The organism is Glutamicibacter sp. B1 (assembly GCF_039602135.1).
Lineage (GTDB): Bacteria > Actinomycetota > Actinomycetes > Actinomycetales > Micrococcaceae > Glutamicibacter > Glutamicibacter ectropisis.
Map to the genome: position 1 here is coordinate 3,004,021 of NZ_CP125942.1, position 24,112 is coordinate 3,028,132.

24 protein-coding genes are annotated in these 24,112 nt (G+C 57.3%); 14 read left to right on the forward strand and 10 right to left on the reverse strand.

Annotated features, from left to right (window positions below):
* Positions 1–24 precede the first annotated feature (24 nt).
* A complete protein-coding gene (locus QMQ05_RS14115) occupies positions 25–1,266 on the forward strand; it encodes a PLP-dependent aminotransferase family protein (protein ID WP_345471002.1) in 1,242 nt (413 codons plus the stop codon).
* Between the two features lie 15 nt (positions 1,267–1,281).
* Here QMQ05_RS14115 and QMQ05_RS14120 read toward each other — a convergent pair whose 3' ends face one another.
* From QMQ05_RS14120 to QMQ05_RS14130, 3 genes are read right to left on the reverse strand one after another with little or no spacing between them, the layout of a single operon-like run.
* The gene (locus QMQ05_RS14120; RefSeq protein WP_345471004.1) at positions 1,282–2,052 is read right to left on the reverse strand and encodes an IclR family transcriptional regulator domain-containing protein; all 771 of its coding nucleotides are present in this window, start codon (positions 2,050–2,052) and stop codon (positions 1,282–1,284) included.
* Positions 2,053–2,070: 18 nt separating this feature from the next.
* Complete coding sequence (locus tag QMQ05_RS14125) at positions 2,071–3,924, reverse strand: bifunctional sugar phosphate isomerase/epimerase/4-hydroxyphenylpyruvate dioxygenase family protein (RefSeq protein WP_345471007.1); 1,854 nt, start codon at positions 3,922–3,924, stop codon at positions 2,071–2,073.
* Positions 3,924–4,796 carry a shikimate dehydrogenase gene (locus QMQ05_RS14130; protein ID WP_345471009.1) on the reverse strand — a complete coding sequence of 291 codons (873 nt, stop codon included), beginning with the start codon at positions 4,794–4,796 and terminating at the stop codon, positions 3,924–3,926. Before QMQ05_RS14130 ends, QMQ05_RS14125 begins: the two co-directional genes overlap by 1 nt.
* Positions 4,797–4,948: 152 nt before the next feature.
* On the opposite strand from QMQ05_RS14130, the gene QMQ05_RS14135 reads away from it, so the two are divergent.
* On the forward strand, positions 4,949–6,286 hold the full coding sequence (locus tag QMQ05_RS14135) for an MFS transporter (RefSeq protein ID WP_345471010.1): 1,338 nt from the start codon (positions 4,949–4,951) through the stop codon (positions 6,284–6,286).
* 122 nt (positions 6,287–6,408) lie between these two features.
* On the opposite strand, the gene QMQ05_RS14140 is transcribed toward QMQ05_RS14135, so the two are convergent.
* Positions 6,409–7,335, reverse strand: coding sequence for a LysR family transcriptional regulator (locus QMQ05_RS14140; RefSeq protein WP_345471011.1), 927 nt, complete (start codon positions 7,333–7,335; stop codon positions 6,409–6,411).
* A gap of 72 nt (positions 7,336–7,407) precedes the next feature.
* On the opposite strand from QMQ05_RS14140, the gene QMQ05_RS14145 reads away from it, so the two are divergent.
* On the forward strand, positions 7,408–8,469 hold the full coding sequence (locus QMQ05_RS14145) for a YeiH family protein (protein WP_345471012.1): 1,062 nt from the start codon (positions 7,408–7,410) through the stop codon (positions 8,467–8,469).
* Between the two features lie 13 nt (positions 8,470–8,482).
* Here QMQ05_RS14145 and QMQ05_RS14150 read toward each other — a convergent pair whose 3' ends face one another.
* Positions 8,483–9,262, reverse strand: coding sequence for a 3-hydroxybutyrate dehydrogenase (locus QMQ05_RS14150; protein ID WP_345471015.1), 780 nt, complete (start codon positions 9,260–9,262; stop codon positions 8,483–8,485).
* 274 nt (positions 9,263–9,536) lie between these two features.
* On the opposite strand from QMQ05_RS14150, the gene QMQ05_RS14155 reads away from it, so the two are divergent.
* From QMQ05_RS14155 to QMQ05_RS14180, 6 genes are read left to right on the forward strand one after another with little or no spacing between them, the layout of a single operon-like run.
* Positions 9,537–9,899, forward strand: a complete 363-nt coding sequence (locus tag QMQ05_RS14155; RefSeq protein ID WP_345471019.1) for a hypothetical protein — start codon at positions 9,537–9,539, stop codon at positions 9,897–9,899.
* A 2-nt stretch (positions 9,900–9,901) separates the two neighbouring features.
* A complete protein-coding gene (locus tag QMQ05_RS14160; RefSeq protein WP_345471021.1) occupies positions 9,902–10,837 on the forward strand; it encodes an FAD:protein FMN transferase in 936 nt (311 codons plus the stop codon).
* On the forward strand, positions 10,830–11,399 hold the full coding sequence (locus tag QMQ05_RS14165) for a ferric reductase-like transmembrane domain-containing protein (protein ID WP_345471023.1): 570 nt from the start codon (positions 10,830–10,832) through the stop codon (positions 11,397–11,399). Before QMQ05_RS14160 ends, QMQ05_RS14165 begins: the two co-directional genes overlap by 8 nt.
* The gene (locus QMQ05_RS14170; RefSeq protein WP_345471025.1) at positions 11,396–12,625 is read left to right on the forward strand and encodes an NADH-ubiquinone oxidoreductase-F iron-sulfur binding region domain-containing protein; all 1,230 of its coding nucleotides are present in this window, start codon (positions 11,396–11,398) and stop codon (positions 12,623–12,625) included. The genes QMQ05_RS14165 and QMQ05_RS14170 overlap by 4 nt, the downstream gene beginning before the upstream one ends.
* An 8-nt stretch (positions 12,626–12,633) precedes the next feature.
* Positions 12,634–12,867 carry a ferredoxin gene (locus tag QMQ05_RS14175; RefSeq protein ID WP_345471026.1) on the forward strand — a complete coding sequence of 78 codons (234 nt, stop codon included), beginning with the start codon at positions 12,634–12,636 and terminating at the stop codon, positions 12,865–12,867.
* A 58-nt stretch (positions 12,868–12,925) separates the two neighbouring features.
* Positions 12,926–13,630 (forward strand): NUDIX hydrolase, encoded by a 705-nt coding sequence (locus tag QMQ05_RS14180; RefSeq protein ID WP_345474768.1) that lies wholly within the window; start codon positions 12,926–12,928, stop codon positions 13,628–13,630.
* Between the two features lie 23 nt (positions 13,631–13,653).
* Here QMQ05_RS14180 and QMQ05_RS14185 read toward each other — a convergent pair whose 3' ends face one another.
* Positions 13,654–14,790, reverse strand: coding sequence for an acyl-CoA dehydrogenase family protein (locus tag QMQ05_RS14185; protein WP_345471027.1), 1,137 nt, complete (start codon positions 14,788–14,790; stop codon positions 13,654–13,656).
* 74 nt (positions 14,791–14,864) lie between these two features.
* Positions 14,865–15,248, reverse strand: coding sequence for a winged helix-turn-helix transcriptional regulator (locus QMQ05_RS14190; RefSeq protein ID WP_345471028.1), 384 nt, complete (start codon positions 15,246–15,248; stop codon positions 14,865–14,867).
* Between the two features lie 83 nt (positions 15,249–15,331).
* Between QMQ05_RS14190 and QMQ05_RS14195 the strand changes: the two genes are divergently transcribed.
* The 5 genes from QMQ05_RS14195 (at position 15,332) to QMQ05_RS14215 (ending at position 21,058) form a co-directional block, all read left to right on the forward strand.
* A complete protein-coding gene (locus tag QMQ05_RS14195) occupies positions 15,332–15,940 on the forward strand; it encodes an NAD(P)-dependent oxidoreductase (RefSeq protein WP_058256476.1) in 609 nt (202 codons plus the stop codon).
* A 131-nt stretch (positions 15,941–16,071) separates the two neighbouring features.
* The gene (locus QMQ05_RS14200) at positions 16,072–17,733 is read left to right on the forward strand and encodes an ABC transporter substrate-binding protein (protein WP_345471031.1); all 1,662 of its coding nucleotides are present in this window, start codon (positions 16,072–16,074) and stop codon (positions 17,731–17,733) included.
* Between the two features lie 6 nt (positions 17,734–17,739).
* Complete coding sequence (locus tag QMQ05_RS14205) at positions 17,740–18,672, forward strand: ABC transporter permease (RefSeq protein ID WP_345471033.1); 933 nt, start codon at positions 17,740–17,742, stop codon at positions 18,670–18,672.
* Entirely contained in the window at positions 18,669–19,466 is a 798-nt protein-coding gene (locus QMQ05_RS14210; RefSeq protein WP_345471035.1) for an ABC transporter permease, read from the forward strand. The genes QMQ05_RS14205 and QMQ05_RS14210 overlap by 4 nt, the downstream gene beginning before the upstream one ends.
* Positions 19,463–21,058, forward strand: a complete 1,596-nt coding sequence (locus tag QMQ05_RS14215; protein ID WP_345471037.1) for an ABC transporter ATP-binding protein — start codon at positions 19,463–19,465, stop codon at positions 21,056–21,058. Before QMQ05_RS14210 ends, QMQ05_RS14215 begins: the two co-directional genes overlap by 4 nt.
* Positions 21,059–21,116: 58 nt before the next feature.
* Here QMQ05_RS14215 and QMQ05_RS16955 read toward each other — a convergent pair whose 3' ends face one another.
* The 3 genes from QMQ05_RS16955 to QMQ05_RS14225 all read right to left on the reverse strand — a co-directional run bounded on the left by QMQ05_RS16955 (position 21,117) and on the right by QMQ05_RS14225 (position 24,020).
* Positions 21,117–21,308: a helix-turn-helix transcriptional regulator gene (locus QMQ05_RS16955; RefSeq protein WP_350340387.1), complete on the reverse strand. Its 192-nt coding sequence runs from the start codon at positions 21,306–21,308 to the stop codon at positions 21,117–21,119.
* 157 nt (positions 21,309–21,465) lie between these two features.
* Positions 21,466–22,782: an MFS transporter gene (locus QMQ05_RS14220; protein WP_345471040.1), complete on the reverse strand. Its 1,317-nt coding sequence runs from the start codon at positions 22,780–22,782 to the stop codon at positions 21,466–21,468.
* A complete protein-coding gene (locus QMQ05_RS14225; protein WP_345471042.1) occupies positions 22,779–24,020 on the reverse strand; it encodes a M20 metallopeptidase family protein in 1,242 nt (413 codons plus the stop codon). Before QMQ05_RS14225 ends, QMQ05_RS14220 begins: the two co-directional genes overlap by 4 nt.
* Positions 24,021–24,112: the final 92 nt, after the last annotated feature.

Genomic DNA, 24,112 nt, shown 5'->3' on the forward strand with positions numbered 1-24,112 from the left:
TAGGAGCCTTGGCCAAGGAGGACCATGACCGCCGCACCGCAATCCCTCGCCACAGCACATGAGGCACTACTCTCTGACCGCGCGGCGGGCATCAAGCAGTCCGCCGTACGCGACGTCTTCGAACTATCTTTGGACCCGTCGCTGGTTTCCCTAGCTGGCGGCAATCCGTTTTTGCAGTTGTTGCCGCTGGAGAAAATCGGCGAAATTAGCCAACGCATCATCACCGAACAGGGCACCGAAGCCCTGCAATATGGTTCAGGTCTTGGCACCGTAGAACTGCGTGAGCAGATCCTGGACGTGATGGCAGCTGAAGGAATCACCAACGTCAAAGTTGAGGACGTAGTCGTCACCAACGGTTCACAATCTGCGCAGGACATGGCATGCAAAGTCTTTTGCAACCCCGGTGATACCGTGTTGTGCGAAGATCCTACCTATGTGGGTGCGCTGAACACTTTCGAGGCTTACCAAGTCACCGCACGTCCCGTGGGCACCGATGAGAATGGCCTGATTCCCCAGGCCCTACGCGATCGAATCTCCGAGCTACGCGCTTCGGGCGAACGCATCAAGTTCCTCTACACCATTCCAAACTTTAATAATCCGTCTGGCATCACGCTCGCTGCCGAGCGCCGCCAAGAAATCGTTGATATTTGCCGTGCAGAAGGCATCCTGATTCTCGAAGACAATCCCTACGGAATGCTGCGCTACGACGGTCAGCCAGCGCCCACCTTGCGCAGTTTGGATCCAGAGAACGTCATCTACATGGGTTCTTTCTCTAAGATCTTTGCCCCAGGACTGCGCATCGGCTGGGCTGCTGTTCCAACCCACCTCTTCCGCAGGTTCTATTTGGCCGGTGAAGCGGTAGCCCTGTGCCCACCGACCCTGAACCAGATGATCATTAGTGCTTATCTCAATGAGCACAATTGGAAGGGCCAGATCGCCAAGTACAACGATCTCTACCGTTCCCGTCGTGATGCCATGCTCGAAGCTTTGGCCGCTCACCTGCCGGATGGGATCAGTTATACGCGACCCGAAGGCGGATTCTTTATCTGGTTGACTTTGCCTGAAGGCATCGATACCTACCAGTTGCTCCAGCAGGGTGTGAAGGCCGGAGTGATCTTCATTCCGGGAGCGGCTTTCAGCCCAAGCGGTCAAGCCGATAACAAGCTACGCCTAGCTTTCTGCTCGGTCGATGAAGCCACCATTGCAGAAGGTGTTCAGCGCCTTTCAGGCTTATTGGCCACCGCCATCGAAGCGAACGGCAACTAACCTACAAGCGGTTCTTTAGCCAAGACGCCCGCCAAAGTCATCAGCGATGTCTTTGGCGGCGTCTCGAAGCCTAGGCAAGAGCTGTTCTTGAATATAGTCGGGATTATTTCTGCTGGTTTGCACCGAGATATTCAGCGCGCCAAGAAGCTTGCCACCACGAATCACCGGGACCGCCAAGCCCCGCAGGCCCTCATCCAGTTCTTGGTTAACCAGTGCCCAACCTTGTTCGCGGACACGTGCCAGTTCCTTTTTCAGGTCTTTGATGCTGGACACCGTGTGCTCCGTGTATTTTTGCAGTTCTACTTGCTGCAGGAATGCTTCTTGTTCAGCAGGCTCCAACTGCGCGATGAGCACACGTCCCATGGAAGTCACCCAAGCTGGCAGTCGGTTGCCAATGGAGACATTCAAAGAATGAAGGCGTGGCGCCGCCACCCGTTCAACATAGAGCGCATCTTGGCCTTCAAGAACACACAGCGAAGCTGTCTCTTCGAGTTCGCGTGCCAAAGACTGCAGGTGCCCCACGGCTGCCTGGGGCAAAGTCAACCCCGACAGGTAGGCCGCACCGATATCCAAGACACGTGGGGTCATCCGGTAGGCATTACCGTGAGCCTGCAGGTACCCAAGGTCAACGAGGGTGAGCAAGAATCGACGGGCAGAGGCTCGGGTCTGTTCCGTGGCCGTAGCTACTTGGGACACCGTCAGTTCTGAATTTCCTGCTGAAAATGCCAGCAACACGGCCAGAGTCTTTTCCGCTGACTTAACGAAATAATCCGGCCGCTCTGTCACTGTTGATTCTCCCCAGCTCTACATATTCCTACTCCAGCGATTGCTCTCAAATTGAGAAGCAAGCCTGACCGGCGCATTGGGCGCCCCGTACCCATCGTAGCTAGAACGACGTTCAACTACCTCAAGGAACATGTTGCCAAGGGTCTTGGTATAGAAATGTAGGAACTCCCCTGCTTCATCGCGGTCGTACAACAAGTGCAGTGATTTCAGCGTCTCCAGCAGTTGTGAATCAATATCGAAGCGTGCTGCGAGGTCCTCGTAGTAGTTAGCCGGAACCTGCAAGAATTCCATGCCACGGGCGCGGGCGGTACGGGCAACTTCAATAATGTCGTTGGTTCGCAAGGCCACGTGTTCTGGGTACTCGTGGTTGCGCTCAATGACGTTTTCCAGCCCTTGAGGAACGATATTCAGGGCCAGCCGAACACCAGCGTCCTGCGTTGAAAGTACCTGCGAACGCACTAGCCCCATCGGGCTGGGAACTTCGGTTCCAGGGCGTGCTTTAAGGTTCAATACGCTGGAGTAGAACAGCACTGATTCATCGAAGCATTGCCATGGTTGAGCAAGATTGATGTGATCAATGCTCAAGATTGGACCGTTGGCATCAGTAGTTGGTGCTGGGCCGGCATCTTCAAATTCTTGGACCCAGTTCCTCGTATTGGCCCGCGAGCTGAAGAACACTTCGGTGCTATCCGGCGCGAGAAAACCGGATAGCTCTTGCTCGTTGTGCGTCTGCTGGCGGGGTACCTTCGTGGCGAGTAAAGCCTCCCCACGCTGGGCACTGGTCCCGGGATCTGGCACAAGAACACCAAATCCTGAAACCGCCGCCTCCACGCCACGACTGCGCTGTGAGTTGATAATGATCTTCGCTTCGCCCGAGCTCCACAATTGCACGGGTTTACGACGATGTTGTCCACTGAAATTAAAGCCAAGCTGAGCCAGCATTCCAGCAACACGTTCAGGATCTTCGGTTCGAATCTCGGCGAAGTCAAAACCGGTGGCATCCTGAATTCCCGGCAGCATCTTGAGCTCCAGCGCGTACTGCTCTCCCGTAGAGCTCAAAAGCTGCGCTGTCTTAGACTCCAACCACTGCAAGGAACGCAGCCCATCAACGGCGGTGCGTTCAACATTGGACTGACGGAAAACATCATTGAAGATTTCCAAAGAGATAATTCCGTCATAGCCTGAACGAACGAGCTCTGCCATGAACTGGTCCAGGGCAAAGCCACCCTGACCGGGGAACAAACGGTAGTGACGAGACCAGGAGAGGATATCCATGGTGAGCACCGGAGCATCGGCCAGCTGGACGAAGAAGATCTTCTCTCCAGGAATCGTTGCAATCTCAGCGGGGTCATCACCACGCGAGAGAATGTGGAAACTGTCAATGCATATTCCTACGTTGGCCCGGTCGACGCGCTTCACGATGTCCCACGAATGCTGATAGGTATCAACGAACTTTCCCCAGGCCAACGCTTCATAAGCGATCCGCACATCGTATTGGGCAGCGAGATCAGAGAGCTGTCGAATTTGATCTACAAAGAGGTCATCGTCGTTGATGGTGGCGGTGCCGACATTGGAGCACAGGAGCATCAGGTCGATGCCCAGTCGCTGCATGAGCTGAAATTTTGCTTCGGCCCGATGCAGGTTGGCTTGTAGTTGTTCTTCGGTGACGCCTTCATAATCGCGGAAAGGTTGAAATAAGTCCAGGCTCAGCCCCAACCGGTCGGCCATAGCTTTGACTTCCTCGGGCGACATCGGGCTGACCAAAAGGTCTTGCTCAAAGATCTCAACTCCATCAAAGCCAGCTTTGGCACAAGCGAGGAGTTTTTCTTCTAAGGTTCCTGAGAGGCATACCGTCGCTATCGAAGTGCGCATTACAGTCCTTTTTCCAGCATTTCCAGCAGGTGTTCACGTACCTGGTGCGTTTCTGGCCGAATGCCAGTGATGATTTCAAAGGCGTCGACTGCTTGGCCGACTGCCATGTATCCCCCGTCGAGGACCTGACATCCAAGGTCTCGGGCGGCAACAATAAGTTCGGTGTCTACGGGTCGGTAAATGCAATCGGCGACCCAGTGGCGTGGTTCCAGCGCCGTAATATCCAACGGCAGTCCGGGATGATGATGCATGCCGATCGGGGTGGCGTTGAGCAGCCCGTCAGCTTCGCTCAAGAGCTGCGACACCTGGGCGGGAGTTGCTGCGTGAATTGAGGCCTGAGGGAAGTTTTTGCGCAGTTCTTGAACTCGGTGGGTGACTCGTTGTTCATCAAGATCAACGATGTGCAGCTCTTGCGTTCCCGAAGCTAGCAAGGCGTAGGCCACGGCGGCTCCTGCACCCCCGGCTCCGAGCTGAAGAACTTTTTGTTTTTTGGAGTTCGGCAGTCCTTCTTCTAAACCACGGGCGAATCCGGAGGCATCGGTGTTGTGCCCAATGAATTTCCCCTCGTCGATCACCACAGTGTTCACCGCACCAATGGCCTTGGCCATCGGGGCGATGTCATCAAGATGGTCCAGAACAAGTTGTTTGCAAGGATGGGTTACGTTGAAGGCGTTAAATCCCAGCTTGGCTCCGGCCTGCAGCAATTCACCGATGTCACTTGCCGGAAGATTCAGTTCGGTGAGGTCAATGGGCCGATACAGGTAATGCAACCCGTGCACCTCGGCGGCTCGTTCGTGCATCGGTGGTGTCAGCGAGGGCATTACGCCGTCACCGATCAGACCGACCAGATAAGACTCAGCACGTGTACTCATGTTCTCCCGCAGCCCTTCTTGTTTACTTCAGGTATTGCCTGAGATGTGATTTACATCTACTGTAATCCAATGAACACATTCCGAACAAGTGTACGCATAGCGAACACTTACTAAAAATCTTCACCTCACGAACGCTCAACGAGGAGTTACCGATGCAATCGCCACACAGTACCAATGCATCAGCCGACACCGGCGGCCAAGGACGAACACCGGTCAAAGCCGCCATTGCCAGTTTCATGGGCAGCGCCGTCGAATACTACGATTTCTTCATCTTCGGCTCGGCCGCTGCGCTGATCTTCCCCCACATTTTCTTCCCCGATGCAGACACCAACGCCGCGGTCATGTCGCTAGCCACCTTCGGCTTCGCCTATGTAGCGCGCCCAGTGGGAGCTATTTTTGTGGGTCACTTTGGCGATCGCCTCGGACGACAAAAAGTGTTGATGTTTACCCTCATTCTGATGGGCGCCTCAACATTCCTCATCGGTTGTCTTCCAACCTTCGAACAGGTCGGTTGGCTAGCACCAATCCTCTTGGTATTCGCGCGCTTATGCCAGGGGCTCTCGGCAGCCGGTGAACAGGCAGGCGCCTCATCGATGTCATTGGAGCACGCTCCTGACCATCGACGCAGCTTCTTCACCTCGTGGACGCTGACTGGTACCCAGGGTGGCCAGATTCTGGCGGCCATGATCTTCATTCCCGTAGTTGCCCTGCCTGACGAGATCAAATTTGGTATTGGGTGGCGTATCCCTTTCTGGCTTTCTGCAGTCGTCGTGATCATTACCTTCTTCATCCGTCGCTCGCTGCACGAAACCCCGGAATTTGAAGAGGCCAAGAAGAACAATGAGATCGCCAAGCTTCCTCTAGCGGTTCTGCTGCGTTTCTACTGGAAAGACGTTCTGCGCGTTGTGTTGTGCGCCTTCATTGCAGCCGTCTCCACTGTGTATGGCACCCTGGCCATTTCCTATGGCAAGGTCATCGGCAACATGGATGAATCCATCACCCTGTGGCTGGTTGTTGCCGGTAACATCGGCGCACTGATTACGCAGCCACTCTTTGGCATGTTGGCCGATAAGATCGGCCGTAAACCCGTCTTCATTTATGGGGCCTTGGGGTCTGCAGTCTTTATGCCGTTCTACTTGCGTTCTATGGAGTCCGACAACGCGTTGTTGCAATTCACCCTGTCCGTGCTGGTCTTCTCCTGCGCCTACGCTGCAGCGAACGCTGTGTGGCCAAGTTTCTACGCCGAGATGTTCTCCTCGCAGGTACGTTTCTCTGGCTTGGCTATTGGTACCCAGCTTGGTTTCCTCATGGCAGGTTTCGCACCATCCATCGTTGCAGCCCTGGGCGGTCTCGAGGCCAACGGCTGGATTCAGATCAGCATATTTACTGCAGTCATCGCGGTGATTGCATCGCTCTCCGCACTGACCGCACGTGAAACCTACCGTGTGCCCACCAAGCAGTTGGGTCACACCATCGAGAAGGTTTCCTAAACTCTCTCTTGAAGAGAATCCTTCTATTCCCGGACCGCGCGGCACCTTCCAAAAGTTGTGTCACGCGTGGTCCGGGGTTCTCCGTTTAAAACTGAGCCGATAGACAAGTAGCCTGACCACCACTATTTCGGTTGCTTGCTCAGGGCTATATCTAGAAGTGCTGACTGGTTTGAATTCAGAATCCGGTCTTCCCGCCAGATGGCCCGCAATTCACGTGTCAGCGGCGGGCCAGCAATCGGCACTTGGACCAAGATGCCTTGTTCCAGTTGGCTTTCAACGGCGAGGTGGCTGAGTACGGCCGGGCCCATCGCACCGGCTACCAACTGACAGATGGTCGCATTGCTATTAAATTCTGCAATCGGTTCGGCTCGCTGGGCCGTAGTCAAAGCATCAAGAAAGGCTCTGGTCCCTGAGCCTTTTTCACGTTCAATCAGTGCTGTTTCTTGTAACTCTTCCACGGTGACCGGGCTATCTCGCACAGCCCAAGGGTGGTTTGGTGAAACGACGATCAGCATTTCATCGCGGAATACCTCGCGGCTCTTGAGCACAGCTGGTAAGTCCGGTGTTTCAACAAAGCCGAGGCTCAACTCTTCATGTTCCACTGCCTGGATCACGTCGTGAGAATTCATGATTCTCATCCGTGGAGTCACCTGAGGCAATTGTTCGTGCAGCGCTCCGATCCATGAAGGTGCCAAGTATTCGGCCACCGTCATGCTCGCGCCAAACTCCAACTCTTTCTGGCCATGCTCAGCCAAAGAACGCACACCTGCTGCAAATACGTTGAGTCCGGCGAGCGCTTCGCGAGCCCATTGAACGGTCAGCACTCCTTCTGCAGTTAGCGTTGACCCGCTCGTTTTTCTGGTGACTAAGGAATATCCCAGACGACGTTCAAGGGTTTTCAACGCCCGTGAAGCATTGGATTGTGCCATGCCGGTCGCTCGCGCACCAGCACTTAGGCTCCCATGATCTGCGATACCAACCAATAACTCCAAGGATGAAAATTGGAGCCAATGCGCCAAGCTCCGACGTACCGTCACATCGCTATCCATATCATGATCATATGCCTGCGATAGTCAGGATGTGAATACCGCTCATAGGCAATCGGGCGAAGAATAGTTGCTATGAACAACCTTTCCGGATCAACCAGTGCTTCTTTCGAAACGGATACCACCGCGTCCACCAAAGCATCAGCAAGGAAGCGATTTTTCACCGAAGTCACCCCAGGGATTATCCTGTGCTTGGCAGTGGGTGCCGTGTGCATGCTGATTAACCATTTCTTCAGCTCGGTCAGCGCGCTACTCATGGCGATCGTACTGGGGGCGTTGTGGCGCAATCTTGCGCCGGTGCCTCATGTTTTTGAGGCGGGGGTTGGCTTTTCTGCCAAGAAGCTATTGCGTTTGGGCATTATCTTTCTAGGATTCCAGTTATCACTTGGCTCCATCATTGCTTTGGGCCCAGGAGTCCTACTGGTGGTAGTTCTCTCGGTAGTCGTCACCTTCCTACTCACAGCATGGATAGGAAAACTCATGGGCCTGGATCTGGAGCAACGCCTGCTGATTGCCATCGGTTTCTCCATCTGTGGCGCTGCCGCGGTGGCCGGCGCCGAAGGAACCGTGAAGGCAAAGGAACACGAGGTAGCAACGGCCGTGGGCCTGGTCGTCCTCTTTGGAACCCTTATGATTCCGGCCATGCCAGCCCTTGGTCTGTTTCTGGGACTTGATGATCGAGGTATCGGCATGCTCGTTGGGGCTTCCACCCACGAAGTAGCCCAAGTGGTGGCCGGTGCAGGATCTGTCTCAGCGGCGGCTTTGGCCGTGGCAGTAACGGTAAAATTGGCCCGAGTTCTATTGCTCGCCCCAGTAGTTGCCGGCGTAGGGGTATATCTGCGAGGCAAGCACAAAGTTCAAGGTGAGAAGACTCCACCGTTGGTACCACTGTTCATTCTTGGATTCCTCGCCGCCGTAGTGCTACGCACGACAATTGATCTTCCCGAAGGATTCCTCACCTCTGCGTCCACCGTGCAAACGCTACTGCTCTCTGCAGCAATGTCCGCGTTGGGTCTCGGCGTGCACCTGCGCAGCATCTTTAGTGCAGGCATGAAGTCGCTACTCCTAGGCCTAGTCGCCACTCTCATCATCATTACGGTCGCTGCCAGCGGAACCCTACTCTTCTCGCCGGCCTAAGGGTTAGAACCTTTTACTGGGCACTCCAACCGCCATCGATGGTGTAAGACGCACCGGTGACCATGCCCGCGGCAGTGGAACTAAGCCAGGTGGCCAATGAGGCGACTTCTTCGGGTTCGATTAGCCGCTTGATCGCTGGTTCGGTAAGCATGATTTTTTCAACCACCTCAGATTCCGGGATCTGATGCAATTTCGCTTGATCCGCAATCTGCTGTTCTACCAAAGCCGTACGAACATATCCCGGATTGATGCAGTTGCTCGTGATCCCATAGTCGGCGCCCTCAAGTGCGGTGACTTTAGACAGCCCTTCGAGACCGTGCTTGGCCGAAACATAGGCACTTTTGAAGGCACTGGCACGCAACCCGTGGACCGAAGAGATGTTGATGATCCGCCCAAAACCGCGTTCGCGCATGCCAGGCAACGCGGCACGAATGAGCAAAAAAGGGGCTTCGAGCATGAGCCTGTGAATCAGTCGCCACGCTTCAGGATCAAATTCGTGAATGGCTGCCACACGCTGAATACCTGCGTTGTTGATCAGGATATCGGTATCAATACTGGCTTGTTCCAACGCTTGAGTATCTGAGAGGTCCACTGCCCACGCCTTACCGCCCAAAGCATCCGCTGCTTCCTGGGCGGCTTGATCGTTAAAGTCCGCGATCGTGACGGTGACCCCTGCTTGTGCTAGGGCCTGAGCGCAGGCGAAGCCAATTCCGCTGGCACCACCTGTGACCACTGCGCGTCGGCCTTGCAACCCGTCATTGTTGCTTGCTGCGAATTGAGTTTGTTCAGTCATCTTCGGTGATATCCCTTCGTGCGCGCCATGGTGGCAAACACCCTCTTCTGGGATGCTCTCTGCCAAGTTATGGCTAATCCACAGTTAGGGTCAACGATTTCTCGCTGTGCAGTTTCCGCAGGTCAATGTGCGTTCATGCACAGGAGGGCGGGTATACGGCCCGTCTTGAGTGCAAATATTCATAGGCTCTAGCTAAAAATGACAGGGCATGATCAAAGCTTGGATTGGGATTATCAAAATACAAACACACCACTAATCCTCGTAAAGGGCCACCATGAACCCCCTGCACCTACATCGCCGGAAATCCAGAAGGATCACCGCCGCTGTCGCCGCCTCCAGCGTCGCGGTCGTCGGTCTTGGGGTCTCCGTCACCGCGCTACAAGATGAGCAAAGCACTGCGTCCGAGACGGTAGTTTCGACCACCCAAGAAAGCGGCACCGAGAGCTCAACCTCTTCATCTCAAGACACCCAAAGCCAAGAAGTCGAATCCGATTCAACCACCGGATCAGATTCGAGTACGGACTCGGACTCAACAACCGACTCTTCGAGTCAGTCCAGCGATTCCAGTACCCAAAGTGACTCCGGTGTCTCCCAAGGATCAGGTGGTTCAGTCAGCGGAAGGTCTTCAGGTTCATAATCATGAGCGCACAAACTACATGGATAATTTGGGGCCTGCAGGCCGAGCTAACGGTGGAAGACGATTCCGCCTTACCAGCTGCCAAAGCACTGGTTGACTCGGTACTCGCCAAGGTTGAACTGGCCAGTAGCCGGTTCCGCCCGGATTCAGAACTTATGCAACTAGCACACTCAGGTGCGCAGAATACCCATGTCTCCCCCACCCTCGCTGCACTCATCGACGGTGCCTTGCAAGCTGCAAAGAACAGTGACGGGGACATTGATCCGTTGCTCGGCGCCGATCTTGTTGAGTTGGGCTATGACCGAGATATTGACCTGCTGCCGCAGACCACCATCAAAGACGTAAACATCACCCAACGCGTGCTACGCCCAATCCTCTGGCCCCAAATTGAACTGCACGGAACGCAGCTGACCTTGCCTGCTGGCACCTTTCTCGACCTGGGAGCCACTGCTAAAGCCATGGCCGCCGACTGGTGTGCCGCCGAGGTGGCAGAAGAGTTGGACACCGCTGTGCTGGTGAGCCTCGGCGGGGACATTGCCACTGCAGGAACAGCTCAGCAGCCCTGGCAGATCCTGGTTCAAGATACCGATGATGCCCTATCACAGCAGATCTCTTTGCACTCCGGATTTTCGCTGGCCACCTCCAGCACCCAAAAGCGTCGTTGGAGCCACCGCGGATTGCAGATGCACCATATTCTTGACCCACGTTTTGGTTTGCCCGCGCATCCGGTGCACGCAAGCATTACCGTGGCAGCACCCACCTGTCTGGAAGCTAATACCTACAGCACCGCAGGGATCGTCAGAGGCACTGCTGCCCTAGATTGGTTGGAATCTCTCGAGCTTGCAGCCCGCTTGGTGGACCTAGAAGGCCGAGTGCACGCTACCTCCCGCTGGCCCAGAGAAGCCACAAGTCACCCCAAGGTGAGTGCCCATGGATGAGTTGATGTGGTCGGTGGCTCGTACCAGTGGCATGATCAGCTTGCTGTTGTTGACCGGCACCTTACTCGTTGGCATTATGGCGCGTTCAGGCCGAGCCTTCGGCGGACTTTCCCGCTACACCCAAAGCCTGCTCCACCGTAGTTTTTCACTGCTCTGCGTAATCTTCGTGATGCTACATGTCCTCAGCCTGCTGGCTGACTCCTACGCCAAAATGCAGATCATCGACATTGTTGTTCCCTTCTTAGGAGACTACCGGCCTTTCTGGCAGGGCTTAGGCACCGTCAGCTTCTCGCTGATGATCGCCATCGCCCTGACCGGACTCTTGCGTCGACACCTGAGCCAGCGCGTCTTTCGCGGCATCCACCTCACCGCATACCTCATGTGGCCCATCGCAGTAGCACACGGCTTAGGCACCGGAACTGACGCCGGCACCCTGTGGTACCGGATAGCTACCGTCGTCTCTATTGGCTTGGTGCTGGCCGCAGTCATCTGGCGACTGACCGCAAATTATCTTGACCATTCGGCAACCCGCCGACTCGCTCGTGAAGGAGTGAAATTGTGAGCACCACCAGCATCCCCAAGGTACACCTGGGTGTCTTGGAAGAACCGCGGCTGTTAGCTGCCGGCCCCGACGCTTCGTGGTCACAGCACTTAGATACTTTCGGCCCTCTGCCATCACCTGCTGAAGACTCCCAAATTGTGGAGCAGTGGGAGGCCTCTGGGCTATCGGGTCGTGGCGGTGGTTCCTTCCCAACTGCACGGAAAATCGCTGCCGTGCAACGTTCGGTGAACCGCACGGGCAAGGCACCGGTTCTGATTGCCAACGGTAGTGAAGGTGAACCGTTGAGCTACAAGGACCAGATGCTACTGACCCACGCTCCACATCTGGTCCTCGATGGTATGGAACTCACCGCCCGAATCCTCGGGGCATCTGAGCGTTACCTTGTGACCAAAGCTGGTTCGCATCCACGGTTGCTCCAGGCCATGAGCGAGCGAGGCGAAAGATCGGTTACCTTGCATGCCACGGATTCCCACTTTTTAGCCGGTCAAGCCACCGCCGTGATTTCCTCCCTCGAAGGCGGCCCATCGCTACCACGCCATCAGCCATGGCACCTGAGTGATCTTGGACTCGGTGGTGCTCCCACCCTCTTGGTCAATGTTGAAACCTTGGCGCATCTGGCCCTGATTGCCCGGTACTCGGCGCATTGGTTTAGATCCGCGGGCACCGAAGAGGATCCCGGAAGCCGCATGGTGAGCATCCACGATGCCGGTCACTATCAGGTGCACGAGGTCCACGGCGGCAGCAACCTTTCGGTGCTCTTAGAACAACTCCAGATTCCCACCAAGGATATTCATGCCGTATTGGTCGGTGGATTCCACGGCCAGTTCACCAGAGATCTGGATATCTCACTTTCTGCCACCTCCGACGCTACACAATACCCAGCGACAATAGCTGTCGGTGCCGGAGTGCTCGAAATACTCAGATTCGGCACCTGCCCACTGGTCCGAGCTTCAAAAATTGTGGATTATCTGGCGCAGTCCTCGGCCAAACAGTGTGGGCCGTGCATGTTTGGTCTTCCGACCTTGGCCCGCGACCTGCAGGCGGTGGCACGCCGAAGCACCGACCCGCAGCTGACCGGACGGATCGAGCGTCTGACTCAACTAGTCACCGGACGTGGGGCCTGCCATCACCCCGATGCCACGGCACGTTTGGCCAGCAGCGCCTTGCACGTATTTGACGATGAACTACAGGCCCATCTCAGTGGCCAGTGCCTGCACAAATTTTAGGAGCAAGCATGAGCGCAGAACTAGAAATCGATTGGACTCGCTGCCAGGGACGAGGCCTCTGCATCGAATTATTAGCTACAGACCTCACCAGCGACCCGTGGGGTTATCCCTTGGCGCGCAGGGCTGATGGGCACCAGTCTGGCACCGTGATTCTGGCAGAAGATCAGCGTGAGGCAGCCGACGAAGCCGTCAAAATGTGCCCGTTGTCGGCACTGAAGTTGCGCACCAACACGCACCAGTAGGGCGCCGACGGTACAGCGATATTGGCCGGCGCCTGACAAGCAGTCCATACTGGTGGACATGAGCAACTCCGGCAACGAAGCCCTAGACACCGTTCCTATTCGTCGCGCAGCCAGTGTGCTGATGTTGCGTGAAAATTCTCAAGGGCTTGAAGTCTTCGTGCAACATCGAGTGTCCACCATGGATTTTGCTGCAGGCATGGTGGTGTACCCCGGTGGCCGAGTAGATCCCAAGGACAGCGACAGTGTCACCACCGGAAGCTTTGATGATGCGATGCTCGCGGCCCATGCCCAGCGCTGGGCCAACACCGCGGCCTGGGACCAGGGCGAAGCACTAGCTCCACAGAAATCTGGGGAAGTCTTGGCCGCCGCGCTTCGTGAAGTTTTCGAGGAAACCGGCCTACGTCTTGAGGCACACCAGCTCGTACCGTGGGCTAATTGGGTCACTCCCGTGGGATTTCCCCGACGATTTGATACCTACTTTTTTGTTGCGGCACTCGCCGATGGCCAGGACCCGTTGCACCAAACAACCGAAGCTGTGCGCTCGCAGTGGGCTAAGCCGGAGGACCTTTTTGCTGGACTTGAGCGCGGAGAGTTAAAGATGATGCGCCCTACCCAACGCACGTTACTAGATGCCATGGCGCTAGGCTCGCTGGATGCCATCCTCGCGGATCAGTCGGTAATCCAATCGGTGCATCCGGATCCGCAGGACTCACACTCCTCGCATCCGGTGCGAGCCACCGAGATTGCCAAGCCGCGCCCCTAAAAGATAGACACTCTAAAATTCAGTCAGCCTTCGAGTAGGGACCTTCCCACAATCAGGGACATGATTTCATTGGTTCCTTCCAAAATTTGGTGCACTCGCAGGTCACGGAAGATTTTCTCCATACCGTAGTCCGCTAGGTAGCCATATCCACCGTGTAATTGGATGGCGCTGTTGGCAGCATTAAAGCCGGCATCGGTGGCGACTTTCTTGGCCATCGCGCACAGCCGAACCATATCTGGGCTCTTGGCATCAAGGGCACGAGCAGCCCGCCGCAACAGTGAACGGGCCGCCTCAAGTTCCATGTCCATATCGGCGAGTTTAAAGACCAGAGCTTCTTGTTTGGCTAGTGGCCCACCGAAGGCCTGACGTTCTTTAAGGTAAGCAGCCGATTTTTCTAAGGCCAGTTGGCCCCCACCCAGGGAACAGGCTGCGATATTCAGTCGTCCACCATTCAGTGCCTTCATAGCCATGGAGAAGCCTTGGCCTTCTTCCCCCAAGAGGTTTTCGGCGGGGATACGCACGCCCTCCATAATGACCTGACGGGTGGGTTGAGCTTTCCATCCCATTTTCTTTTCATTAGAACCAAAACTCAGACCTGGTAGGTCTGCTGGGACCAAGAAGGCGCTAATGCCCCGGGCTCCGGTATCTGCGGTCCGCGCCATGACGATGTAGAGTCCCGAACTGCCCGCACCGGAGATGAACTGTTTCACTCCACTGAGTACGTATTCGTCACCGTCTTTGCGTGCGCGGGTGCTCAGCGCTGCCGCGTCGGAACCGATGCCTGGTTCGGTCAGGCAGTAGGAGCCTAGTTGTTCCATGGTGATCAGCTCGGGTAGCCACGAGGCTCGTTGTTCCTCGTTGCCGAAGCTATCGACCATCCACACCACCATATTGTGGATGGAAATATAGGCCGTGAGCGTGGGGTCTGCCTTGGCTAATTCTTCAAAGACCAACACCGCGTCGCTGCGCGTGAGTGCCGAGCCGCCGTGTTCTTCAGAGGCGTAGATACCGCCCATGCCCAGTTGTCCGGCCTGGGCTAAGACATCAATGGGGAAATGCTGTTCTTCATCCCATTTTTGGGCCATCGGTGCGATCTTGGTTTCTGCGAAATCATGGACCATGTCGATCAGCGATTTTTGATCTTCGCTTATTTCAAACACCACCGGCTCCTTTGCCCGTTGTTACTCTAAGTGACCACAGTCTATGTGACCTGAGTGACAGCTCAAGGGGTGAGTTAGTTACCGATTAAATCCTCACGGGCATCAAACTCGTCTCGGGCCTTGAGCACCTTGGATGCATGACTCTCGGACCATTGGCGCAGTATTTCCATCGGCCCCAAGAGACTGTGCCCGACGTCGGTGAGCTCATAGTCCACGCGGACAGGGACTTGGGCAAAGACGGTGCGCTTGACTAACCCGTCTCTTTCAAGGGTGCGCAGGGTACTGGTGAGCACCTTGGGGGTGACGCTTCCGATAAGTTGGCGTAACTCAGAGAAACGTTGGGGCCCGTCAGCTAGGGCTAATAGGACCAGCGGTGTCCATTTATCCCCGAGGCGCTGCATAATTTCACGTGAAGGACAGTTTTGCACGAAGACGTTAAATGACTCATGGCTATCCATAAGGAAACCTAGTTTCGTTGTAGTAGTCAGTATCAAAAGGATATCATCGTGCTGTACGACAACCAATCAACAGGAGAATCACCATGAAGATCGCAGTTTACGGAGCCACCGGCATGGTCGGCACAGAAGTCGTTGCCGAAGCTATCTCCCGTGGCCACGAAGTCACCGCTGTCACCCGTTCAGGTACCGAAGTTGCTGGAACTACTGCCGTAGCAGCCGAGCTCAACGATGCTGCCACCTACCGCGACTTGGGTAAGAACAACGACGTCATCGTCATCTCCGTGCCACCTTCGCGCACTGGTGGCGACCACCAGGAATACCTGGATGCCTTCGAGGAAATCACCGAAACCCTCACCCCAGCACGCCTGATTGTGGTTGGCGGCGCCGGCGCTACCGAAGTCAACGGTGTTCGTTTGGTCGACAGCCCAGATTTCCCAGAAGCCTACAAAGCCGAGGCCCTGACCGCTGCCGCAGTCTATGACATGTTCACCTCGGTCTCCGGAATCACCTGGACCGTTGTTGCACCAGCACCAGTCATCGCTCCAGGCCGCCGCACCGGCAGCTACACCCAGGGCACCGATTCTCCTGCCGGCGACTTCGTTTCGAGCCAGGACTTCGCCGTGGCGATCCTTGATGAAATCGAAACCCCAGCTCACGAAAACCGTCGCCTGACCGTAGCTAGCGAAAAGTAGAAGCTCACTTCTTTCTCCCCGTGCGGTGCATTCATTGCGACGACGTATAAAGCGCCGATCTGACGAATGCACCGCACAGGGCTAAAGTTGGAGTGGTCATTCCACTAGCACACCGAGGTAAGTCACTTCCCATGCAACGCACTTCGCGCACTTCGCGCATCCTGGCCGGCACTTTCGCCCTGCCACTAATCGGCGCTCTTCTAGCTGGTTGCTCCTCAACCGGCACTTCCGATTCCACGGCACAAAGCAAAGCACCGGTCACCGGCGGCACCATGGTCTACGCCTCGGGCGATGCAGAACCAACCTGCCTTGACCCACATGTTGGCGGAAATTACCCACAGGCCCTAGTTGCCAGCCAATATCTGGAGTCCCTTTTCACCAAGAATGACAAGGGCGAGATCATTCCTTGGCTGGCCGAGAGCTCCGAGGTCTCCGAGGACGGGCTGACCCGCACCATCACCCTGCGTGATGGCATCAAGTTCACCGATGGCACCAAGCTCACCGCCGAAGCCATCAAGGCAAATATCGAGCACCTCAAGGACCCCAACACCGCGTCCTCCACCGGCTACCTCGCCGTGGGCAAGGTCGTCAGTGTTGAGGCCAAGGACGAACTCACTGCGGTGCTCAAGCTTTCCGCTCCTGATAACGCACTGCTTGAATCCCTGTCGATGCCATGGACCGCCATCGAATCTCCTAAAGCCCTGGAACGCGATCAGAGCGCCAACTGTGCTTCCCCGGTAGGCACCGGGCCGTTCAAGGTTAAGTCTTGGGAACACCAGAAGGCCGTCAACCTGGTGCGCAACGATGACTACGTGCTGCCAGTAGCCGACACCAAGCGCACCGGCAACACCGCCTACCTCGATGGCATTACCTGGCGCTTCATCCCAGAAGCCGCCACTCGCTATGCAGCCCTGCAGTCCGGCGAAGTTGACGTCATCGATAATGCCCAGCCCGACACCATCTCCACAGCCGCAGACTCCGGGCTGGGCCACCTTGATGCCCCACGCCCAGGATCGTCTAACCGCATTGAGCTCAACAGCTCCAAGGCACCATTTGATGATCAGCGCGTACGTGAAGCCTTCATTCGTGCGGTGGACGCCAACACCGGTGTCTCCTCACTGTTCTTCGGCACCGCCCAGCGCAGTAACTCACTCTTGTCCTCCGTAGAGCCACTGGCTTACTCGGAGGAATCACTGTTCACCACCGATACCGCCAAGGCCAACACCCTGCTTGATGAGGCTGGCTGGAGCGAACGCGACGAGCAGGGCTTCCGCGTGAAGGACGGCAAGCGCCTGAGCTTGCGCTTCCCGGTCTCCACCAACCAGTCGGTCCCAGCCGAGCAGTCCCTCTTTGAACAGTTCCAGGCTCAGGCCAAGGCCGTAGGTTTCGAAGTGAAAATTGACCTGCTGGATCTTTCCAGCTGGTACGGTGCGCTGGCCGAGCATGAGTACAATCTGGTCTCCGCGCCCTACACCAAGGTCGGCCCATCGGTACTGCGCGTGCTCTACCACTCCGACTCCACAGTTCCAGCACCTTCGGGCTACTTCGCCAATAACGCTCAGGTGAAGAACGAGAAGCTCGATAAGCTGCTGGTCGAAGCCGAAGAAACCAATGATGATGCGCAGCGTGCCTCACTCTACGAGCAGGCACAGAAGATCGTGATGGAAGGCTACTACGTGTTGCCACTGTACGATCAGCAGAACCATTTCCTCTACGGCAAGAATGTCCACGGCATTGGTGCCACCACCGCGGTGTCCTCCCCGATCTACTTCGACACCTTCCTAGATCAGTAACCTTTGATGGGCACAATTGCTTGGGCTGGGCGCAAGATCGGCGGAGCACTGGTGGTGTTGTGGTTGGTGGCTACCGCCATCTTCATCGCCATCCGGTTGATCCCCGGTGACCCAGCCGAAGCAATTATGGGCGGCCCGGGCTCTCAGGCTTCGGCCGAAGCCTTGGCCGCCGCCCGCGCAGAATACGCTTTGGATCAGCCGGTCTTCACCCAGTACCTGCTGTACCTTGGCAAACTGGTCACCCTGGACTTTGGCACTTCCTATTCGCTGAAAGAACCGGTCACCAAAGTCATGGGTGAGGTATTGCCCAACACCCTGTGGCTCTCACTGCTCGCCCTGGCTCTGGCGTGGCTGTTGGCCCTCTGCTTCGCAGCTGCGGCAAGTAATGCAGGTCGTTTTGGTAGCTGGTTGGGCAACCTCTTGGAAATCATCGCTGCCGCGGTCCCCCATTTCTGGCTCGGCGCGGTATTGATCATGCTTTTCTCCTCGGCCTTGGGCTGGTTCCCTGCGGTTGATAATGGTTCAGCACAAGGTCTGGTGCTTCCGGTGCTGACCTTGGCATTGCCACTTGCTGGTTTCCTCACCCAGTTGATGCGTGACTCGTTGAGTGAAGCGTTGGGCAGCCAGTTTGCCTTGGCGGCCCGAGCACGTGGTGAAAGCCGACTCACCCTCTTTTGGCGTCATGGTCTACGCCATGCTGCCTTGCCTGCGCTCAACCTGACCGGATGGGCGTTTTCTTCCCTGTTGTCCGGTGCCGTGGTGGTTGAAGCAATTTTCGCTCGCCCAGGTCTGGGACGCTCGCTACTCTCAGCCGTATTGGCCAGGGATATTCCGATGGTGACCGGTATCGCCCTGTTCTCCGCGCTGGTGTACATTGTCGTGATGGCCCTGGCCGAAGGTCTTGAACGAATCATTAACCCGGCAGGTGAGCAACGATGAGCCGGTGCGCAAAGATCTTCTCGGCCATCGTCATTCTGCTGTGGTTGGTCATGGCCCTAGTCCCCTGGCTTCTCGCACCGAGTGATCCCCTGGCGATCAACCCGACGCAGGCCTTCCAGAAGCCGGGCTTTGCGCACTTCTTCGGCACCGATGAGTCCGGACGCGATATCTACACCCGCGTCATTCACGGTGCTGGTGATTCTTTGGCCATCGGTTTAGCTGCTACCGCGTTGGGCATGGGACTGGCCATCGTTTTGGGCACCGTGGCCGCCTTGTCCCCACGCTGGCTCGATGAAGTAATTCTGCGAGTGCTCGAAGCGCTCTACGCGATCCCCTCGTTGCTCATGGCGTTGCTGATCATCGCTTTCACCGGTCCAGGTGTTGGCCCGGCCATCGTAGCTGTTGGCCTGTCCACGGCTCCGGGGTACGCGCGCTTGGTCCGCAGCCAAATCCGTAGCCTGAAGAATTCGGAAATGCTTGAGGCCACTACGGTGCTAGGCCGTAGCAGCTGGCTCAAGGTCCGCAACCACCTGATTCCCAATGCGCTCAAACCGCTGATGGCCCTAGTGACTTTGGGCATCGGTCAAGCCGTGATTTGGGCAGCCGCCCTGTCCTTCCTGGGCCTGGGCACCGCCCCGCCAGCTCCAGAATGGGGAGCCATGCTCTCCGCCGGCCGAGTCTACCTCCACCTGGCCTGGTGGATGAGCCTCTTCCCCGGCCTAGCCATCGTCGCGGTAGCCGTCTCGGCCACTGTCATCGGCCGAGCCCTGGGCGGAAAGGTGAAGTCATTATGAGTGAGCAGACGCTGATTACGCTCGAAGATCTGTCGGTCAGTTTCGACGGAGCACCCGCGGTGAAAAACATTTCCTTGACCGTAAGTGCTGGCCAGGTGCTGGCGCTGGTCGGAGAATCAGGCTCCGGTAAGTCTGTCACCGCACGTAGCCTGCTTGGACTTTCCGGCGGACAGGTCAGTGCCAGCGAACTCACCATTTGCGGCCGCGATGCACGGAACCTGGCCGATTCGGACTGGCAGAAGATTCGAGGCAACACGATCTCGATGATCTTGCAAGATGCGCTGATGGCCTTGGACCCGCTACGCCCAGTGGGCCGAGAAATTGGCGATGGGCTCAAGGAACATAGTTCACTCTCCAAAGCACAACGAGTACAGCGGGTGCACGAAGTCTTGGCCTCGGTGAACATGCCCGACCCCGAGCTGCGTGCCAGGCAACGCTCCACCGAGCTTTCTGGAGGAATGCGCCAGCGCGCACTCATCGCTCAAGCGCTGGCCGGAAACCCTCAGGTAGTGATCGCCGATGAAGCGACCACTGCCTTAGATTCACAGCTCACCGCGCTAGTACTCGCACAATTACGCGCTCTCAAGGAGCAGGGTCGTGGGGTGCTCATGATCAGCCACGACCTTGCCCAGGTAGCCCACTTGGCCGATGAGATTGCGGTGATGCGTCACGGTGAAATTGTTGAGTCCGGACCCACTGCCCAGGTCTTGAACCATCCGAAGCACGAGTACACCCGTCAGCTCTTGCAGGCTGTACCTTCCGGGGTTCCCCGCTTCGCTCCACTGTCGATCACCGGTGCACCAAGACCGTCAGTGCCCGAGCGGCAAACCCCAACCGGGCCGTTGGCGTTAAGCGCTACCAACCTTTCGAAAAGCTTTGGCAAGCACGTCGCTGTTGAGCAGGTGAGCTTCGACTTGCCGCAGGGCAAAACCCTGGGTCTGGTCGGTGAATCAGGGTCCGGGAAAACTACGACCGCGCGCATGGTGTTGGGTTTGCAGAAACCAGATTCTGGAACAGTGAACCTGCTCGGCGAGCGCTTCGCCCCGCTCCATGAGCCCCAACGCAAACAGCTACGTGTACACATGGGTGCGATCTATCAGAACCCGCTCGGCTCCTTTGATCCACGGTATTCGGTCGGCCAGTTGTTGACCGATGCGCTGAGCCGGGGAAAGTCCAAGCGCGCAGCCGAGTACCGGGTTCGGGTGGCTGAGCTGCTGGAACAGGTTGAATTATCCCCTGGATTGCTAGAGCGCAATCCCCGAGAGCTTTCCGGTGGTCAGCGGCAACGCTTAGCCATCGCGCGGGCTTTGGCACCCAAGCCTTCGGTGCTGGTTTTGGATGAGCCTGTTTCGGCGTTGGATGTCTCGATTCAGGCGACGATTTTGGATCTGTTGGATCAGATTCAGTTGGAGACTGGAACCAGTTATCTGTTCATCAGTCATGATCTCTCGGTGATTGAACATATGAGCGATCACGTCGCGGTCATGCACCAGGGCAGGATCATCGAACAGGGTGCCACAGCGAGTATTTTTGGTTCACCGCAAGAGCAGTACACAAAGAAGCTGCTGGCGGCGATGCCGAGACTGCGCTGATTCCTTCTATCTACCAGCACGCGCCTTGGAACTGCTTTTGCCAAGACCTCATTCAAGTTCAGCCTGCCATCTTGGCATCTCTCTGATTTTCGTGCCCATCGTCGATGCTGACTTGCGATTCGATTCGTGCACCAACTGCATTGGCATACCGTCTGATGGTTTCTAGACGCGGGTTGGAATCGTATTGTTCCATTCTTGATACGCGTTGGCGGGTCACCCCAAGTACTGAAGCCACATCATCCTGCGTCATCCCGCGCGCAATTCGTACGTCGACAAGATCAGAGATCAGAGATCAGCTGCCGGTGAGATTGAGACCTATTTTCGTGCCGAGCATTAACGCACGCGGGCCCGCCAAGCCCCCGAGATTGGTTCTCCGGAGGTTGGCGGGCCGCTCGCGACGGCCGGCGCTATCCGGCCATCGCGTTCAGGTCCTTGCCCTTGGTTTCGGGCAGGCTCAGCACCGTCAGAATGGAGAGCACCAGCAGCGCCATGGTATAGACCGGGAAGAAATTGAACGAGGCGGAAGACGCAAGCGTCTGCACGTACGGCGCGGTTCCGCCGAACGCCGCCACGGCGAAAGCGTAGGGGAACCCGATGCCGGAGGTGCGCACCTGCGGCGGGAACAGTTCGGAGAACAGCGCGGGCATGATAGCCAACGCGCCGGCCAGCATCGCCGACATAATCGATACGCTAAGCACCAGCACCAGGAAGTCGTTATGCTGCCACCAGATGATCGGATAGTACAGCACCAACGTTCCGGCAGCGCTGATGATCATCACCGGCTTGCGGCCCAGTCGATCGGAGAGCATGCCCCACAGCGGCAACGCGGCAATCAGCACGATGTTGCCGATCACCCCTGCCCAGAGGGTTAGACCGCGGTCCATGCCCAGCTGGGTGTTGGCGAAGGTCGGGGCGTTGATGGCCCACGCGTAGTAGGCAACGGTCACACCCACGGTCATGCCGATGACCTGAAGCGCGGATCGGCGGTGTTCCCACACCTGGGCGACGATGCCCCGGCGCTGTTCAGGCTTCTGCTCGGCCACCTGTTTGAAAGCCTCGGGCTCTTCCATGCTGCGGCGCAGGTACAGGGTGTACAGCCCGGCGAGCGCGCCCAGCGCGAACGGGATGCGCCAGCCGAAAGCATCAAGCTGTTGTGCGGACAGCGTCATGTTCAGCACCGCTGCCATCAATACTCCAACGAGGATGCCCGCGGTACCGGAGACGTAGATCCAGCTGGACCACAGACCGCGGCGCTTGCTCGGAGCCACCTCGGAGAGGAAGACCTGAGAGGAGGGCAGCTCTCCGCCATGGGCCAGGCCCTGAACCAGACGAGCGACCAGCAGCATTATCGAGGACCAGATCCCCACGCTTTGGTAGTTGGGCATCAGCGCGATGGCCGCGCTGCCCAGCGAGGCGAGCAGGATCGCCAGGGTCATGGAAAATTTGCGGCCCTTGCGGTCACCGATCCAGCCGAAGACGAAGCCACCGAAGGGACGGGCAATGAAGCCCACCGCGAAGACACCCAACGCCGCGAGCAGCGCCGAGGTCTTGTCTTCGTTGTTGAAGCCGTGTGCGGCGATATAGACGGCGAAAGAGGCATAGACATTCCAGTCATACCACTCCAGCAGGTTGCCCATGCCGATGCCAAGCAGGTTCTTGCGCGTGGTGCGGCGGTCGCGTCCGACGGTCTGCCCGCCCACAGCCGGGGTTGAAGAGGTACTCATCTGGTGGCTTCTTCCTGAGTGATGCGCGCCGAGGCTAACCCGGCGAACTTGCGATGTGCTAGGGTCGCCAGCAGGGCGGCCCCGTCCTTGAGTATGTCGTCCGCAAAGGTTGCCTGCGGAGAATGATTGTCCGGCAGCTGGTCCACGTCGGCGCCCCGCGGGGTCGCACCCAGCGGAATGAAGACCCCCGGCACCTGCTCCAGGACCTTGGAAAAGTCTTCCGAGGCGCTGAGCGGGTGCTCGGCGTCGACCACCCGGTCCTGGCCGAACAGTTCACCGGCGGTCGTCGCGGCGAATTCGGCTTCAGCTGGATCGTTCATGGTGACCGGATAGAGCAGGTTGTAGTCGAGATCGACCGTGACTCCATGCGCGGCAGCCACCCCGTGCAGCACTTCCGGGATGGCGGTGTGCATCAGCTCGCGGTTGTGCGCACTGAAGGTGCGCACGGTAGCGCGGATTTCCACGGAGTCGGGGATTACGTTCTCGATGTCTCCGCCGCGGATCATGCCGACAGACAGCACCACCGGATCGAAGGAGTCGAAGCGCCTGGTAACCATGCTCTGTAGCGCCAGGACCATGGTCGCCGCGGCAGGCACCGGGTCCACAGCGCGTTGCGGGGCCGAGCCGTGGCCGCCACGGCCCTTGACGGTGAAGATCACGGTGTCTGAGGCACTCATGATCGGCCCTTTGCGCACCACGAAGTGCCCCTGCGGGATGCGGGCGGAGAAAACATGCAGCGCGTAGGCCGCGGAGACCCGTGGTCCTGCTGCGTCGAGCACGCCTTCATCGATCATGTGGCGTGCGCCGTCGCTGCCCTCCTCACCGGGCTGGAACATAAAGACCACATCCCCGGACAGATGCTCGCGCCGGGCGCTCAGCAACCGGGCGGCACCCAGCACCATGGCCATGTGAGCATCGTGGCCACAGGCATGCATGGCCTGCGGATTCTCCGATGCGAACCCAAGACCAGTTTCCTCGGCCACCGGCAGACCATCCATATCCCCGCGTAGCAGCACCGCCGGGACATCGCCCTCGGGTGCTGCCCCGCCGCGCAGCACGGCGGTGATCGCAGAGGAAGTGTTGCCCAGCGTGATTTCCAGCGGCAGCTTGGTCAGCTCCGCCAGCAGGCGCTGCTGAGTACCGGGAAGGTGCAATCCAACCTCCGGATGGCGGTGCAGTTCGTGGCGTAGCGCCACGATCTCCGTCTCGATCTCCGTTGCTTCCCTGAGGTATTCCATGTCACGTTCCTTTGACGTCAAATTCTGCCCAGATCAGTATAGGTGCGCGTTCAAACGTGCATTCCTATCCAAAGAAATCCGTCAACATTGAT

Coding starts and splice junctions, on each gene's coding strand:
- QMQ05_RS14115 (WP_345471002.1), top strand. CDS start 25: ATGACCGCCGCACCGCAATCCCTCGCCACAGCACATGAGGCACTACTC.
- QMQ05_RS14125 (WP_345471007.1), bottom strand. CDS start 3,924: ATGCGCACTTCGATAGCGACGGTATGCCTCTCAGGAACCTTAGAAGAA.
- QMQ05_RS14130 (WP_345471009.1), bottom strand. CDS start 4,796: ATGAGTACACGTGCTGAGTCTTATCTGGTCGGTCTGATCGGTGACGGC.
- QMQ05_RS14135 (WP_345471010.1), top strand. CDS start 4,949: ATGCAATCGCCACACAGTACCAATGCATCAGCCGACACCGGCGGCCAA.
- QMQ05_RS14140 (WP_345471011.1), bottom strand. CDS start 7,335: ATGGATAGCGATGTGACGGTACGTCGGAGCTTGGCGCATTGGCTCCAA.
- QMQ05_RS14145 (WP_345471012.1), top strand. CDS start 7,408: ATGAACAACCTTTCCGGATCAACCAGTGCTTCTTTCGAAACGGATACC.
- QMQ05_RS14150 (WP_345471015.1), bottom strand. CDS start 9,262: ATGACTGAACAAACTCAATTCGCAGCAAGCAACAATGACGGGTTGCAA.
- QMQ05_RS14155 (WP_345471019.1), top strand. CDS start 9,537: ATGAACCCCCTGCACCTACATCGCCGGAAATCCAGAAGGATCACCGCC.
- QMQ05_RS14160 (WP_345471021.1), top strand. CDS start 9,902: ATGAGCGCACAAACTACATGGATAATTTGGGGCCTGCAGGCCGAGCTA.
- QMQ05_RS14165 (WP_345471023.1), top strand. CDS start 10,830: ATGGATGAGTTGATGTGGTCGGTGGCTCGTACCAGTGGCATGATCAGC.
- QMQ05_RS14175 (WP_345471026.1), top strand. CDS start 12,634: ATGAGCGCAGAACTAGAAATCGATTGGACTCGCTGCCAGGGACGAGGC.
- QMQ05_RS14180 (WP_345474768.1), top strand. CDS start 12,926: ATGAGCAACTCCGGCAACGAAGCCCTAGACACCGTTCCTATTCGTCGC.
- QMQ05_RS14190 (WP_345471028.1), bottom strand. CDS start 15,248: ATGGATAGCCATGAGTCATTTAACGTCTTCGTGCAAAACTGTCCTTCA.
- QMQ05_RS14195 (WP_058256476.1), top strand. CDS start 15,332: ATGAAGATCGCAGTTTACGGAGCCACCGGCATGGTCGGCACAGAAGTC.
- QMQ05_RS14200 (WP_345471031.1), top strand. CDS start 16,072: ATGCAACGCACTTCGCGCACTTCGCGCATCCTGGCCGGCACTTTCGCC.
- QMQ05_RS14205 (WP_345471033.1), top strand. CDS start 17,740: ATGGGCACAATTGCTTGGGCTGGGCGCAAGATCGGCGGAGCACTGGTG.
- QMQ05_RS14210 (WP_345471035.1), top strand. CDS start 18,669: ATGAGCCGGTGCGCAAAGATCTTCTCGGCCATCGTCATTCTGCTGTGG.
- QMQ05_RS14215 (WP_345471037.1), top strand. CDS start 19,463: ATGAGTGAGCAGACGCTGATTACGCTCGAAGATCTGTCGGTCAGTTTC.
- QMQ05_RS16955 (WP_350340387.1), bottom strand. CDS start 21,308: ATGACGCAGGATGATGTGGCTTCAGTACTTGGGGTGACCCGCCAACGC.
- QMQ05_RS14220 (WP_345471040.1), bottom strand. CDS start 22,782: ATGAGTACCTCTTCAACCCCGGCTGTGGGCGGGCAGACCGTCGGACGC.
- QMQ05_RS14225 (WP_345471042.1), bottom strand. CDS start 24,020: ATGGAATACCTCAGGGAAGCAACGGAGATCGAGACGGAGATCGTGGCG.